The sequence below is a fragment of the Weissella cibaria genome (assembly GCF_004521965.1).
Taxonomy (GTDB): Bacteria; Bacillota; Bacilli; order Lactobacillales; family Lactobacillaceae; genus Weissella; species Weissella cibaria_A.
Map to the genome: position 1 here is coordinate 1 of NZ_SDGK01000092.1, position 12,762 is coordinate 12,762.

13 protein-coding genes and 1 pseudogene are annotated in these 12,762 nt (G+C 44.9%); 4 read left to right on the top strand and 10 right to left on the bottom strand.

Going from position 1 to position 12,762, the window contains the following annotated elements; translation table 11 throughout:
* Positions 1-67: 67 nt before the first annotated feature.
* From rpsR to rpsF, 3 genes are all read right to left on the bottom strand, one after another.
* Positions 68-310: a 30S ribosomal protein S18 gene (gene rpsR, locus EST42_RS09850; RefSeq protein WP_003608765.1), complete on the bottom strand. Its 243-nt coding sequence runs from the start codon at positions 308-310 to the stop codon at positions 68-70.
* A gap of 51 nt (positions 311-361) precedes the next feature.
* Positions 362-913 (bottom strand): single-stranded DNA-binding protein, encoded by a 552-nt coding sequence (gene ssb, locus EST42_RS09855; protein WP_010375108.1) that lies wholly within the window; start codon positions 911-913, stop codon positions 362-364.
* A 76-nt stretch (positions 914-989) separates the two neighbouring features.
* Positions 990-1,289, bottom strand: coding sequence for a 30S ribosomal protein S6 (gene rpsF, locus EST42_RS09860; protein ID WP_134645257.1), 300 nt, complete (start codon positions 1,287-1,289; stop codon positions 990-992).
* Positions 1,290-1,745: 456 nt separating this feature from the next.
* Here rpsF and EST42_RS11285 point away from each other — a divergent pair, with 456 nt between their 5' ends.
* The 3 genes and pseudogenes from EST42_RS11285 (at position 1,746) to EST42_RS11295 (ending at position 2,908) form a co-directional block, all read left to right on the top strand.
* Complete coding sequence (locus EST42_RS11285; protein ID WP_245150476.1) at positions 1,746-1,943, top strand: hypothetical protein; 198 nt, start codon at positions 1,746-1,748, stop codon at positions 1,941-1,943.
* Positions 1,944-2,177: 234 nt separating this feature from the next.
* A pseudogene (locus tag EST42_RS11290) lies at positions 2,178-2,312 on the top strand (hypothetical protein); the annotation flags it as partial.
* Positions 2,313-2,620: 308 nt separating this feature from the next.
* Positions 2,621-2,908: an LPXTG cell wall anchor domain-containing protein gene (locus EST42_RS11295; protein ID WP_245150481.1), complete on the top strand. Its 288-nt coding sequence runs from the start codon at positions 2,621-2,623 to the stop codon at positions 2,906-2,908.
* Between the two features lie 59 nt (positions 2,909-2,967).
* Here EST42_RS11295 and EST42_RS09870 read toward each other — a convergent pair whose 3' ends face one another.
* The 7 genes from EST42_RS09870 to glpK all read right to left on the bottom strand — a co-directional run bounded on the left by EST42_RS09870 (position 2,968) and on the right by glpK (position 11,334).
* Entirely contained in the window at positions 2,968-3,912 is a 945-nt protein-coding gene (locus EST42_RS09870; RefSeq protein ID WP_134645258.1) for a nucleoside hydrolase, read from the bottom strand.
* Between the two features lie 74 nt (positions 3,913-3,986).
* Complete coding sequence (locus EST42_RS09875; RefSeq protein ID WP_010370699.1) at positions 3,987-4,973, bottom strand: ribose-phosphate diphosphokinase; 987 nt, start codon at positions 4,971-4,973, stop codon at positions 3,987-3,989.
* A 195-nt stretch (positions 4,974-5,168) separates the two neighbouring features.
* Positions 5,169-6,608, bottom strand: a complete 1,440-nt coding sequence (gene glmU, locus EST42_RS09880) for a bifunctional UDP-N-acetylglucosamine diphosphorylase/glucosamine-1-phosphate N-acetyltransferase GlmU (protein WP_134645259.1) — start codon at positions 6,606-6,608, stop codon at positions 5,169-5,171.
* Between the two features lie 21 nt (positions 6,609-6,629).
* Complete coding sequence (gene purR, locus EST42_RS09885) at positions 6,630-7,484, bottom strand: pur operon repressor (protein WP_010370704.1); 855 nt, start codon at positions 7,482-7,484, stop codon at positions 6,630-6,632.
* 169 nt (positions 7,485-7,653) lie between these two features.
* Positions 7,654-8,127: an 8-oxo-dGTP diphosphatase gene (locus tag EST42_RS09890; RefSeq protein WP_134645260.1), complete on the bottom strand. Its 474-nt coding sequence runs from the start codon at positions 8,125-8,127 to the stop codon at positions 7,654-7,656.
* A 78-nt stretch (positions 8,128-8,205) separates the two neighbouring features.
* Positions 8,206-9,669 carry a glucose-6-phosphate dehydrogenase gene (zwf, locus tag EST42_RS09895; protein ID WP_134645261.1) on the bottom strand — a complete coding sequence of 488 codons (1,464 nt, stop codon included), beginning with the start codon at positions 9,667-9,669 and terminating at the stop codon, positions 8,206-8,208.
* Between the two features lie 150 nt (positions 9,670-9,819).
* Positions 9,820-11,334: a glycerol kinase GlpK gene (gene glpK / locus EST42_RS09900; protein WP_134645262.1), complete on the bottom strand. Its 1,515-nt coding sequence runs from the start codon at positions 11,332-11,334 to the stop codon at positions 9,820-9,822.
* Between the two features lie 204 nt (positions 11,335-11,538).
* On the opposite strand from glpK, the gene EST42_RS09905 reads away from it, so the two are divergent.
* On the top strand, positions 11,539-12,759 hold the full coding sequence (locus tag EST42_RS09905) for an MFS transporter (protein ID WP_134645263.1): 1,221 nt from the start codon (positions 11,539-11,541) through the stop codon (positions 12,757-12,759).
* Positions 12,760-12,762: the final 3 nt, after the last annotated feature.

Below are 12,762 nucleotides of genomic sequence, written 5' to 3' on the forward strand. Positions count from 1 at the left end.
AAAAAAAAGAGCGCCTCAGCTTTTGCTGAGTCGCTCTTTTAAGGTTGTTACTAAAAGCGTTGTGCTATTAGTCTTCTGCGACGAATGGCAAAAGACCCATAACACGTGCACGCTTGATAGCAGTCGTCACCTTACGTTGGTTCTTAGCAGACGTACCCGTCACACGACGAGGCAAGATCTTACCGCGTTCTGAGATGAAACGCTCCAACAATTCAGTGTCCTTGTAATCCACGTATTCGATGTGGTTGGCTGCGATAAAGTCAACCTTACGACGACGGCGAGGGCCGCCACCACGACGTTGTTGTGCCATGATTAATTCCTCCTGATAGACTTATGTCGTTAGACAATTAGATATATCAACTTAGAATGGTAGATCATCGTCAGAGATATCAACCTCTTGACCACCACCGAAAGGATCATTAGATGATTGTGCAGGTGTTGACGCTCCACCAAACACATTACCATTCGATGCAGGTGCACCAAATGGGTTTTGTGCTGGTGCGGCATTAAAGCCGCCTTGGTTGCCACCCTGTTGACCACCGCCGAAGTTATTGTTTGCTGAACCACTTTGTGCGCGGCGTTGCTCACTTTCAGCGCGACTCTCCAACAATGAGAAGTTATCAACGACAACTTCTGTGACATATACACGTTGACCTTGTTGGTTCTCGTAGTTACGAGTTTGCAAACGACCTTCAACTGCAACCAATGACCCCTTAGAGGTAAAGTTCGCAAAGTTTTCAGCCGACTTACGCCAGATAACAGCGTTAATAAAGTCGGTCTCACGCTCACCATTAGCGTTAGTAAACTGACGGTTAACAGCTAGTGAGAAAGTTCCGACAGCAGCACCTGAAGTCGTGTAACGTAATTCAACGTCACGCGTCAAGCGACCAACCAGAACAACACGATTAATCATATGGAAAGTCTCCTTTCAATGGTCCATCGACCAGTAAAACTAAGTCAATACAAATGTTAGACAATTAAGCTAACAATTACTCAGCTGATGCAAAGTCGCGCTTTACAACCATGTGACGCAAGATATCTTGTGAAATCTTTGCCAAACGATCAAATTCGTTGATGGCTGCGTCATCTTCTGCAGAAAAGTTAACGATGTGGTAAGTACCCTCACGGTAACCTGCAATTTCGTATGCAAAACGACGTGATGACCAGTCCTTAGACTCTGCCACCGTTGCACCGTTATCCGCCAAGATCTTGTCGAAACGCTCAACCAATGCCTTCTTAGCATCAGCGTCCATGTCAGGGCGAATGATGTACGTCAATTCGTATGCCATAATAACTTCCTCCTTTTGGTCTATGGCCGACTTCCTGCCGGCAAGGAGAGCTGTTGAAACAAATTTCAACATAACTCACAAGAATTAAGTTTACACGCCCCACCAACGTTTTGCAAGTAGAATGGATACGCCTTTTTCAACATGATTTTTTTGCACACAGCTAAGATTCCTAAACTTAGCGATTAATCATTATGGCATTCCTCACGAGAGCGACAGAATAGTCCTGCATATGAGACACATTGATCAAATGAACCCGAACCACTCTAAAACAATGGGAAACAAATAAAAAATTATATAAAAATATTTTTTAAGTCTGGTTTTGTAAAAGTTTAAAACTCACCAAAAAATCCGAACGCCATTTTCGTCGTTTACGCACTCAAAACTAACGATACTATACAAAGATTATTGCTTATTATTAGTAATTACAAAAGAGAAGGAAGGAGTTAGTAACATATTATGGATACATATAAAGTTTCACGACGTTCAGCAACACGTCGTTTGCTATTTAGTGTCGCACCACTAGGGACCGTGACACTATCTGTGCCAATTTCTGTTGTCGCTGCAACGAACGGGTTTTCTGTTTCAATACCATCATCTCCTTACGATGTGGTAAACGGATTTCTCACCTTTGATTCCCAAACCTCAAAAGATTAAAGCTGGCTAGTTCCAAGTGGTAATTGGTAATTCTCAGTTAATACCGCAGACATTAACGCCGGTTTAGCGAACCCCGAAGTGCACGTATTTTACATCAGTGCCTACGGTCAGCGCACCCAATTAACCTTCAATGGCAACGGTACGCAAACTCTAACTGGCGATTGTGGCGTCTCATATCGTGTTCAAGTTAAGAATTGTGAAGTTAATTTGTATAGCGGCGGTTCAAATGCTTCAATGGCTATCCCCTTTCGCACAACACAAACAACGTACTTCAAGGATGTTAAAGGCAAGGATATCGCACCTGCCGTGGCACAAAGTAACGCAATCGTTGGGCAAGACTACACCACAACGTCTAAAGCAATTCCTGGTTATGCCTTGACTGAGACACCCGTTAACGCCACCTGTACTGTTTCAAATCAAAAGACGACTTATGTTGTTGGCACAACAACAACGGAGCCACTTTACGATGACAACAGGCGCCAATGGGCCATCGCAACTAAGACAATTACCGATCCAGCTGGCTCAATTACCGAAACATTGCAAGTCACGGATCGCAACGGGAACCCCATCAGTGGCGTCTTACGTCCGTCAGAAGGCGGATCAATTTCACCCGGTATTTATGTACCTTTGCTGATGGTGATATCAAGGTCACTTACCATAACAAGCCTGTCAGTGACGTGGACACAAAGAGTAACATACCAATCGCCAAGGCAGTTACAGGCGTGCACGAAGCCACACCGACGCCTACCACGGCTACTCCCGCTACGACACCAACCAATAACACAAACACAGCGACATCAGATAATGCACCTGTTAACTCTGATGACAAGCCAGCACTAGCACAACTATTGCCAGAAACTGGTCAAGACTTGCAAGTAGTCGTATCAATTATTGGTTTTGTGATGCTTGCATTCGCTGCGATTTACACCTTTGTAATTCACCCAGTGCATCGTCGCAATAAATAAATTACGTTAAAAAAGCGATGGGAAATCGATATGATTTCCCATCGCTTTTTACATGTTAATTAACGAAACAACGCTGTCGTGTAATTCATGAAACGTTCCAAGTAGAATGGTTCATCAACTGCCACAGCTGCAAAGTTATTCTTATGTGGATTACGTAAGCGGGTTGGATCACCAATTGTACGTCCATCTCCATGTGTCACCATCATATTCAATGGCAACAACGTTACCAAGTTGGGGTCGACTGCCACACCAACGGCCAACGGGTCGTGCAAAGCTGCCCCAGCTTTGTTGATATCCAAGTCGTAGTAAGCATCAATGTAGTAATCAAAGATATCTGCAAAGACACGGCCCTTTTCAGTACCCAAATCACGCCAAACTTGTGTTTCTTTCTTTGTTAACAGTGTTTGCAAAGTAACATCAAGACCAACCATCACTAGGTGCTTAGCATGCTTGAACACATAATCAGCTGCTTCAGGATCTTGATTAATGTTAGCTTCGGTATAAGGCGTCACATTTCCAGGCACGACCAAAGCACCACCCATTAGCGTTATGTTACCAATCAAGTTTTCGATTTCAGGGTCCTTTTGATAAGCTTCAGCTAAGTTAGTCAATGGACCAGTTGGTACGATTACCAAGTCATCAGCGTACTTGTGTGCTGATTCAATAATAAAATCGACCGCCGTTTGCGATGACAAAGCTGTCGTCGGCGCAGGCAACGTCACATCCCCGATACCATTCTTACCGTGAATATCCATTGACACTTGCATTGTCTCAAAGTTATCCGTTGTCGATGAATGAGCCGCCCCGATAAAGACTGGAACATCCGCACGACCCAATAGCTCAAGTAGCTTCAGTGTATTTTCACCTGCCGTCGTCACTCGTGTATTTCCAAATGAGGAAACCACACCAATCAAATCTGAATCCGGCGTGGCCAACGCATACGCCAAAGCCAAGGCGTCATCTACACCAGTATCCAAATCCAAAATCATCTTTTTCTTTGCCATCATATAACCCCTTTATAAAATAAAAGCACTGCTCTAAATCATTATTAGAACAATGCTGTTACTGTCAAAATGTATTAGTCGACCGTACGGTGGAAACGGTTCTTAAACAATGGAGAAACAGCTTGGTTCTCATTGATTCGCTTAATCGCTTCACCAATCAATTCAGCAGTCGTAACTTGTACCAACTTAGGGAACTTCTTCTCTTCTGGCAAGTTAATTGAGTCCGTTACAATAACCTTCTCAAAGACCGAGTTTTGCAATGTATCGACGGCCTTACCCGAGAAGACAGCGTGCGTTGCCACAACATAGACTTCAGCAGCCCCTTCATCCTTCAACTTTTGGGCACCTTGTGAAATTGTACCACCGGTATCAATCATGTCATCAATCATGATGGCACGCTTACCCTTAACATCACCAATGATGTTCATGATTTGCGCAACGTTCGCCTTTGGACGACGCTTATCAATAATGGCAATTGGTTCTTGTGAACCTAGCAATTCAGCCAAAGCACGTGCACGCGTCACACCACCGTGATCTGGTGACACAACGACAGTATTATCATCGGCGATCCCCGATGTAATTAAGTAATCAGCCAACAATGGTGCACCCATCATGTGGTCAACCGGAATGTCGAAGAACCCTTGGATTTGCGCAGCGTGCAAATCCAAAACCAAGACACGCGTTGCACCAACCATCTCAAGCATGTTGGCAACCAACTTCGCTGAGATTGGCTCACGTGAACGAGCCTTACGATCTTGTCGTGCATAACCATAGTATGGCATAACAACGTTGATTGACTTTGCGCTTGCACGACGCAATGCATCAATCATAATCATTAATTCCATCAAGCTATCATTGACAGGCGCTGACGTTGGTTGGATAACGTATACGTTATCGCCACGTACTGACTCTTCAATGTTAATTTGAATTTCTCCGTCACTAAATCGTGCAATGTTGATTTGTGACAATTCCACGCCAATTGAAGCGGCAATCTTTTCCGCCAAAGGCTGATTGCTACTCAATGAAAAAATCTTCAAATGCGGATCCGCATAGGTCGCCATGTTGCCCTCCATAGACACATCACTGTGTTCCTCAAGTGTTCAATAGTTACATTGTACAGTTTTTTTCAGTATTCTTCAACGAATATCCCATCACAGTTCCCGAAGGTTTTCACATATTCTTCTAATTTCGTTAACAATGTGTACAAAAAAAGCCGGATCAGAAAGTCTCTGAACCGACCTATTTATTATCATCATTTACTTATCAGCTAAGAAAGCGTCAAACGCTGCTTTTGCTGCCCGCTTTGCTGATTCCGTATCATCAAACTTCTCACGCAATGGTGTGCGGTTCCAGAAATTAAACTTTGTAATTTGACGTGAACGCGCAATACCCATCGCGTGCGTTGGCACATCATCAGTTATCGTTGAACCAGCCGCAATAAAGGCTTCTGCGCCGATATTAACCGGTCCAACAATCTTTGAATTTGAGCCGATAAAGGCGCGATCACCGACGTTTGAGTGCCACTTGCGCAAACCATCATAGTTAACAAAGATTGAACCGGCACCGATATTAACATCTTCGCCAACCGTCGCATCACCAAGATATGACAAGTGGCCCATCTTTGATCCCTTACCCAAATGCGCCTTCTTAACTTCCGTGAAGTTTCCAGCGTGGGCTTCAACATCCAAGAATGCTGCCGGACGCAAGTGTGCAAATGGACCAACTGAAGCACGTTCGCGAACTTCCGCTTCCTCAAAATGTGAGGCATCAACTTGGGCACCATCTGCCACAATTGAATCAACCAAGCGCGATCCTGATGTAATCAAGACATCAGAACCAATAACTGTCTTCCCCTTCAAGTAGACATTCGGTTCAATAATCGTATCGTGACCAATCGTGACATCAGCATCGATGTACGTGTTGGCTGGGTCAATCAACGTGACCCCGTTTCGCATATGCATCTCATTGGTTCGATCACGTAATACCTTGTTTGCCCGGGCCAAAGCAACACGGTCATTAACACCCATCGATTCATCAAAATCATCCATAACAAAGGCACCAACTGTGTGGCCAGCGTTACGCAAAATTTCCAACGTATCAGGCAAGTAGTACTCACCTTGGGCGTTATCATTTGTTACATGCTTCAGACTTGCAAACAACAATTGATTATCAAACACATAGACCCCAGTGTTGATTTCATCAACAGCTGCCTCTTCAGGCGTGGCATCTTTTTGTTCAACAATGCGAACCACGTTGCCGTTTTCATCACGAATAATACGACCATAACCGGTTGGGTTAGGTGCCTTCGCCGTCAAAACAGTTACGGCATCACCAGATTGCTCATGGAAATCAAACAACTTGTTAAACGTATCCACCGTAAATAAAGGCGCATCCCCTGAACCAATTAAAGTCATGCCTTCTGCATCACCCAATTGTGGTTCAGCCATTTGAATGGCATGACCAGTACCAAGTTGTTCTGCTTGCAAAGCAAATTCTGATCGTCCAGCCAACGTTGCTTCAACTTGTTCAGCCCCGTGACCAACAACCGTCACAATTTTTTCTACGCCAGCCTTTTGAGCAGTTTCCAGAACCAACTCAACCATTGGCTTGCCACCAACTTCGTGCAAAACCTTTGGCAAGTCTGACTTCATGCGAGTTCCCTTACCAGCGGCCAAAATAATAACAAAGCGTTGCATGTTTTTTTACTTCCTACCTCATTAATCTGCAGATGAAATTTCAGCAGGTGAGCCTTCACCGTAAATTTCTTCAGCATAGTTTCCAGCTTTAACTTTGATGATGCCGTCATCCTTGTTGGTATCAACATGTACCAATGATGTGTACTTATCAATCACACGGTGCTCAACGCGACCTTCCGCAACAACAGCGACACCAACAACTTGGCCTTCGAATTCCTTAACCAAAGATGCCATACCACGAATTGTACCACCTGCCTTCATAAAATCGTCAACAATAAGGACACGTGATCCCATCGGTAACGATCGTCGTGATAATTCCATCTTTTCAAGCCGTTGTGATTGTCCAGTCACATAGTTAACAGACATCGTGGGACCTTCCGTCACCTTAGTATCATTACGGACAATTACAAATGGCACATTCAATTGTTCAGCAACGGCTTGCGCAACCGGCACCCCCTTTGTAGCTGCTGTCATCACCGCATCAATTGGTTCACGCAGATATTGTGTCGCAATCAAACGACCAATGCGTTGCAAGAACCAAGGTTGTCCCAACAAGTCAGACAGGTAAACATAGCCACCTGGCAAGACACGGGTCTCATCGTCAATTGCGTTGACTAACGAGGCGACGAAATCAGCAGCTTCCGATTCAACCATGTATGGCGTAAAACGTGCACCACCAGCGGCACCTGGAATCGTTTCTAGTAAACCAATGCCGCGCTCGTGAAATGTACGCTTCAAAATCGTCAAGTCTTCTGAAATTGATGACTTGGCACTTTCATATAATTCTGCAAATTGCGTCAATGAGACCAAAGTGCGTGGTCGTTCTAACAAGTAACGGGTCATATCGACCAATCGATCACTACGACGTGTTTTCATATTTCTAAACCTCGAACGTTCGGTAATTTTTATAGTTATAGGTTTAGTATAACACGTCCGTTCATATAAAAAATCAAAAATAGCTTTAAAACCGAAGACAAACAAGAAAAGTCGACTCTTTAGCCAGCGTTTTTCGGACGTTCGGCTTTTACAAGTTGAACGTTTTAACCTACTGCCATGAAATTGTGCGCGCTTCACCATCGACACGAGCGCCTAATGCTAGCTCATTAATAGTTGGATCATCAAATACCGGCAACATCTCTGCGAATGTATTTGGCAGCACATAGGTCCCGTCGAGCAGTTTTTCACGCGTTGTCCAGAAAATCTCACCTTCCCGACCCGAATGAATGGCACCACTATACGACGTTGTTTTGTACAAGAAGACAATATAGCGCGCGCCATCTTCTAGTGGCCATTCCTTAATGCCCATTAATTGAGGCGCTTCAATTTCTAGCCCTGTTTCCTCACGCGCTTCACGAAAAACCGATTGAGTCACCGTTTCACCTACTTCAACGTGCCCGCCGGGAAAAGTCACCCCTGGCCACTTTGGATTTTGACGGTCTTCAACCAATATTTCATGCGTCATTGGGTTTTCAATCATAATCATGTTCGTTAGTTCAATTGGGGTATACCGTTCTGCCATTTAACTGTCTCCTTATCGCAAAAAGGCACACACCGTTAATAGTGTGTACCTTTTTTAACTCTATTTAATCCTAATGAATTAGCCCTTGAATACCCATTCGTTGCCATCCTTGGCCAACAATTCATCTGACGCAACTGGTCCCATTGAACCTGAAACGTAATTAGGGAATTGTTCACGGGTTGCATCCCACGCTTCTTGAATAGCATCAACGAACTTCCAAGCAATTGCCACACCGTTCCAGTCGGCAAAGTTAGATCCGTTACCGTCCATTGCATCGTGAATCATACGTTCGTATGGTTCCGGCGTCAACTTCTTGTCTTCGTCCGAAACCATCCAGTTCAAGTTAACAACACGCGTCAAGAATTCTGACGTCACGTCCTTGGCGTTAATCTTAAATTCGATACCACCCTTAGGATCGATCAAAATAGTCAAAACTGGGTTTGCCAATTCAACGTCACCACCGAAGATGTTCAAGCCCTTCTTGAAGACAACATCCACACGCGTTGACTTAGCAGCCAAACGCTTTCCTGAACGGATGTAGAATGGCACACCTTCCCAGCGAGGCATCTCAAATTGCAACTTACCAGCCACAAATGTGTTGTTTTGTGAATCAGCTGGCACGTCCATTTCATCCAAGTACTTCTTTTGCGTACCATCAGCAGACTCGCCGTATTGACCACGCACAAAGTTTTCAGCAACTTCTTCACGGTTGTAAATCTTCAATGAATTGAAGGCGGCGTTCTTAGCGGCACGAATATCCGTATCCTTAAATGATGCTGGCTTCTCCATTGCCAACCAACCAATGATTTGCATCGTGTGGTTTTGGATCATATCACGTAAAGCACCAGCTGTATCGTAGTAACCGGCACGCTCTTCAACACCCAAAACTTCTGACAGAGTCACTTGCACATTTTCAATGTAATCCTTGTTCCAAGCTGCATCAAACAATGGGTTTCCAAAACGGACAGCCGCAATGTTTTGTACCATTTCCTTACCAAGGTAGTGGTCGATACGGAAAATTTGGGCATCATCAAAGGCTTCTGACAACTCATTTTGCAAGTCTTCAGCAGTGCCAAACGATGTTCCGAATGGCTTTTCAATCATCAAACGGTTGTACTCACCGTTCTCAGTGATCAAACCTTCTGACTTCAAGTACTTGGCAACTGTTCCAAAGAAACGCGGGGCAACTGACATGTAGAAAATGCGGTTACCCTTCAAACCGTACTTAGCATCCAATTCGTTGTTCAACGTCAACATATCTGCATAAGCAGCTGAATCCGTAATATCTTGTTGGATGTAGTAGAAGTGTGAAATAAACTCTTCAGCATTCGCTTGGTCTTCGACGAAGTCAGCAATTGATTCGCGAACCATCTCGTGGAACTCTTCTGTCGTTAATTCTTGACGGGCCGTTCCGATAACGGCGAAGTGTTCTTGCAAGAAGCCCTTCTTGAACAAGTTGTATGTTGATGGGTACAACTTACGCTTAGCCAAATCTCCAGTTCCACCGAAGAATGTCAACAATGTTGTAATTTCTGCAGGCACGATGAATGCTCCTTTACTCTCAAAAAATCAGTTTCATTTCGTATTTCATAATACCAGCATCTCACCACCGGTACCTTTTATAAACATTATAAACTTTTTTACAAAAATATGCTACAAAAATGTAAAACGCTTACATTGCGATTTTTCTGATTATTCGGACTCAGATGAGAAGATTTGCGTTGCCCTGACTGCATTTCGCCAGCCAGTTAACAACGTTGCTCGACGTTCTGCCGTCAAACTTGCTGTAAATTGACGTCCTTGTGGCACGTACTGTTCTAAGTCTGACAAATCCTGCCAATAACCAACTGTTAGGCCGGCTAAGAATGCGGCGCCAAGTGGTGTCGTATCTTCATCAATTGCCCGTTCTACTTGAATATCAGCCACATCCGCCTGAAATTGCATCAAGTACGGATTACGCGAAACCGTGCCATCAGCCTTCATTTTAATGACATCATCTTTCGACTCAGCTTTCATAATCGCCAAAATATCCGCCGTCTGATATGCAATGGATTGCAACGTCGCTTTGATGAAATCATTTTTACCCGTGCCTCGCGTCATACCGAAGACTGCCCCACGTACTTGGGGATCCCAGTACGGTGCCCCTAACCCGTTAAAGGCCGGGACAACATACACTTCATCAGCGTTTTCTGATACTTCTGCCGCTTGCCAGGCATCCAACTGCGTCTCAATCAACCCTAATCGGTCATGGAGCCATTGCACAGCCGAACCAGCTGAGAAAATTGACCCTTCCAACGCATAGGTAGGACGATTCCCCACTTGATAGGCAATGGTTGTGACCAATTGATTGTCAGACATCACCGGTTCATACCCAGTATTCATCAATAAAAAAGCACCTGCGCCATAAGTATTCTTAATCGTGCCAGGTTCTAGCGCCAATTGACCAACTAATGAGGCATTTTGGTCCCCGATTACACTGGCAATCGGAACTCGACCACCGAAAAATTGCATCGGATTCGTGTGCGCAATTACATCGCTACTCGTGTGAACCTGTGGCAACATGGCTGCTGGAATATTGAACAGCGCTAACAATTCAGCATCCCACGCTTGCGTATGAATGTTATATAGCATTGTTCGAGCTGCATTGGACGCATCAGTTGCATGAACTTTCCCGTCCGTAAGCTGCCACACCAACCAAGTATCAACTGTTCCAAAAACTAGGTCGCCAGCTTCAGCTTGTGCCTGGGCACCCGGGACATGATCCAATATCCAACGAATTTTGGTTGCTGAGAAGTACGCACTAACCGGCAGGCCTGTCTTGGCACGGATTAACTCATCGTGACCATTATTGTGCCACGCATCTGCAATGCTCTGCGACTGTGCTGATGACCAACCAATCGCGTTATAAATCGGTTGGCCGGTGTGGCGGTTCCAAATTAATGTCGTCTCGCGCTGATTGGCAATGCCGATTGCTTTAATTTCATCCCCACGAATACCCGCATTAATTAGTGCATCCGCAATCGCAGTTTGCGCCGTCCGCCAAATATCAAGCGGACGTTGTTCCAACCACCCCGTATGCGGGACGATCGATGTCATAGGAATTGCAGTTGACGTCACGCGTCGTGCATTGTGATTAAAAATCACTGCACGTGTCCCCGTTGTTCCCTGATCAATTGCCAAAATATATTCTGGTCGTGTAATAGCCATAATGCGTTCCCCGATTTATTTCGTTTAAAATTTTTTCACTCCTTATTAGTATATCAAGATGTGAGAATGTGCTACACTTTTCTGCATAGCATAAACGGACAGGCACGGTTACAGTACCGTGCGCGACGTTATATATAGTGGTTACCTACTGTGGAATAACGTTAATTACAATTAGTTGTGTCAGCTAACACAATGGAGGATTTTATGGCAATCCAGTCATCACAACAAGATGGCGAAGCGCTCAAACCGCAACACGTTGAGATTAAAGCACCAATACTCTATATCACCACATTATTCCAATCAACCGGCGCCTCACTCATTTGGCCCATCGCGACATTGTACATGCACAATGTCTTACATGAGACCATGACCATGGCTGGCATGGTCGTGATGGGACTCTCGATTATGATGATGCTTGGTAGTTGGGTTGGTGGTCATCTATTTGATCGTTGGAGCCCTTACAAATCAATCTTAGGCGCTGTCGCCTTAGCAACGGCTATGTTGGCAGCCCTGACTTTTTGGCATTCCTGGCCAGTCTTTGCAATTTTCATGCTAATTCTTGGTTTTGCAGATGGGATTATCTACACGCTCTTAAATTCATATGCGGCCACGATTCAGTCGATTGATTCCCGTAAGGTTTTCAATTTGCAATATCTGTTCATGAACGTCGGTGTCGTCGTCGGAACCGCTATTGTCGGTTTTCTATTCAATCACGGCGTACAATTCGTTTTCGGTGGTGCGACAATCATGTATCTTATTTTCTCGGTCATGGTTTTCTGCTACTTCAACGTGAAGGGACTCACCGCCCAAGCGACTAAGGACGCCGCTAAGGCCGCTAAGAGTAGTTTCAAGACGCCTGTGCTGATTTATGCCTTGCTCGGTTTAGCCTTCTCCCTTTATATGGGTTATATTCTATGGGAAACCGTCGTTGCAACGCACATGACTGATCTGGGGATGACAACCCAAGATTACTCATTCCTATGGACGATTAACGGTATCGTGATTATCGTCGGGCAAGGTCTACTAGACCGCATCATCGAAAAGCTAACATTCCGACTCACCGTCTTAGGTGGAACCGCCTTGTTCGCGGTATCATTCCTATTCTTGATGAACGCGAAGACCTATCCGATGTTCATCTTCACCTTCATGATTTTGACGATTGGTGAAATGTTTGCCAGCCCACAAATGCCTGCTTGGATTGATCACATCAGTGACCCCAACGCCAAAGGACGGGCACAAGGCTTCATGACGATGGCCATCTCACTTGGTCGTGCGGTTGGCCCACTATACGGTGGCTTAATGATTGATCGCGGCTCATACAAAGCCTTGTTTGCCTCAATGTTTGGCTTCATGATGCTCTTCGTAGTCGTCACCTTTATTCTCGACCGCGCCTCAAGACGTCGCCAACGTCGCCTGGCTAATTAATTT

Coding starts and splice junctions, on each gene's coding strand:
- ssb (WP_010375108.1), bottom strand. CDS start 913: ATGATTAATCGTGTTGTTCTGGTTGGTCGCTTGACGCGTGACGTTGAA.
- glmU (WP_134645259.1), bottom strand. CDS start 6,608: ATGCAACGCTTTGTTATTATTTTGGCCGCTGGTAAGGGAACTCGCATG.
- glpK (WP_134645262.1), bottom strand. CDS start 11,334: ATGGCTATTACACGACCAGAATATATTTTGGCAATTGATCAGGGAACA.
- EST42_RS09875 (WP_010370699.1), bottom strand. CDS start 4,973: ATGGCGACCTATGCGGATCCGCATTTGAAGATTTTTTCATTGAGTAGC.
- EST42_RS09905 (WP_134645263.1), top strand. CDS start 11,539: ATGGCAATCCAGTCATCACAACAAGATGGCGAAGCGCTCAAACCGCAA.
- rpsR (WP_003608765.1), bottom strand. CDS start 310: ATGGCACAACAACGTCGTGGTGGCGGCCCTCGCCGTCGTCGTAAGGTT.
- purR (WP_010370704.1), bottom strand. CDS start 7,484: ATGAAAACACGTCGTAGTGATCGATTGGTCGATATGACCCGTTACTTG.
- rpsF (WP_134645257.1), bottom strand. CDS start 1,289: ATGGCATACGAATTGACGTACATCATTCGCCCTGACATGGACGCTGAT.
- EST42_RS09870 (WP_134645258.1), bottom strand. CDS start 3,912: ATGGCAAAGAAAAAGATGATTTTGGATTTGGATACTGGTGTAGATGAC.
- EST42_RS09890 (WP_134645260.1), bottom strand. CDS start 8,127: ATGGCAGAACGGTATACCCCAATTGAACTAACGAACATGATTATGATT.
- EST42_RS11285 (WP_245150476.1), top strand. CDS start 1,746: ATGGATACATATAAAGTTTCACGACGTTCAGCAACACGTCGTTTGCTA.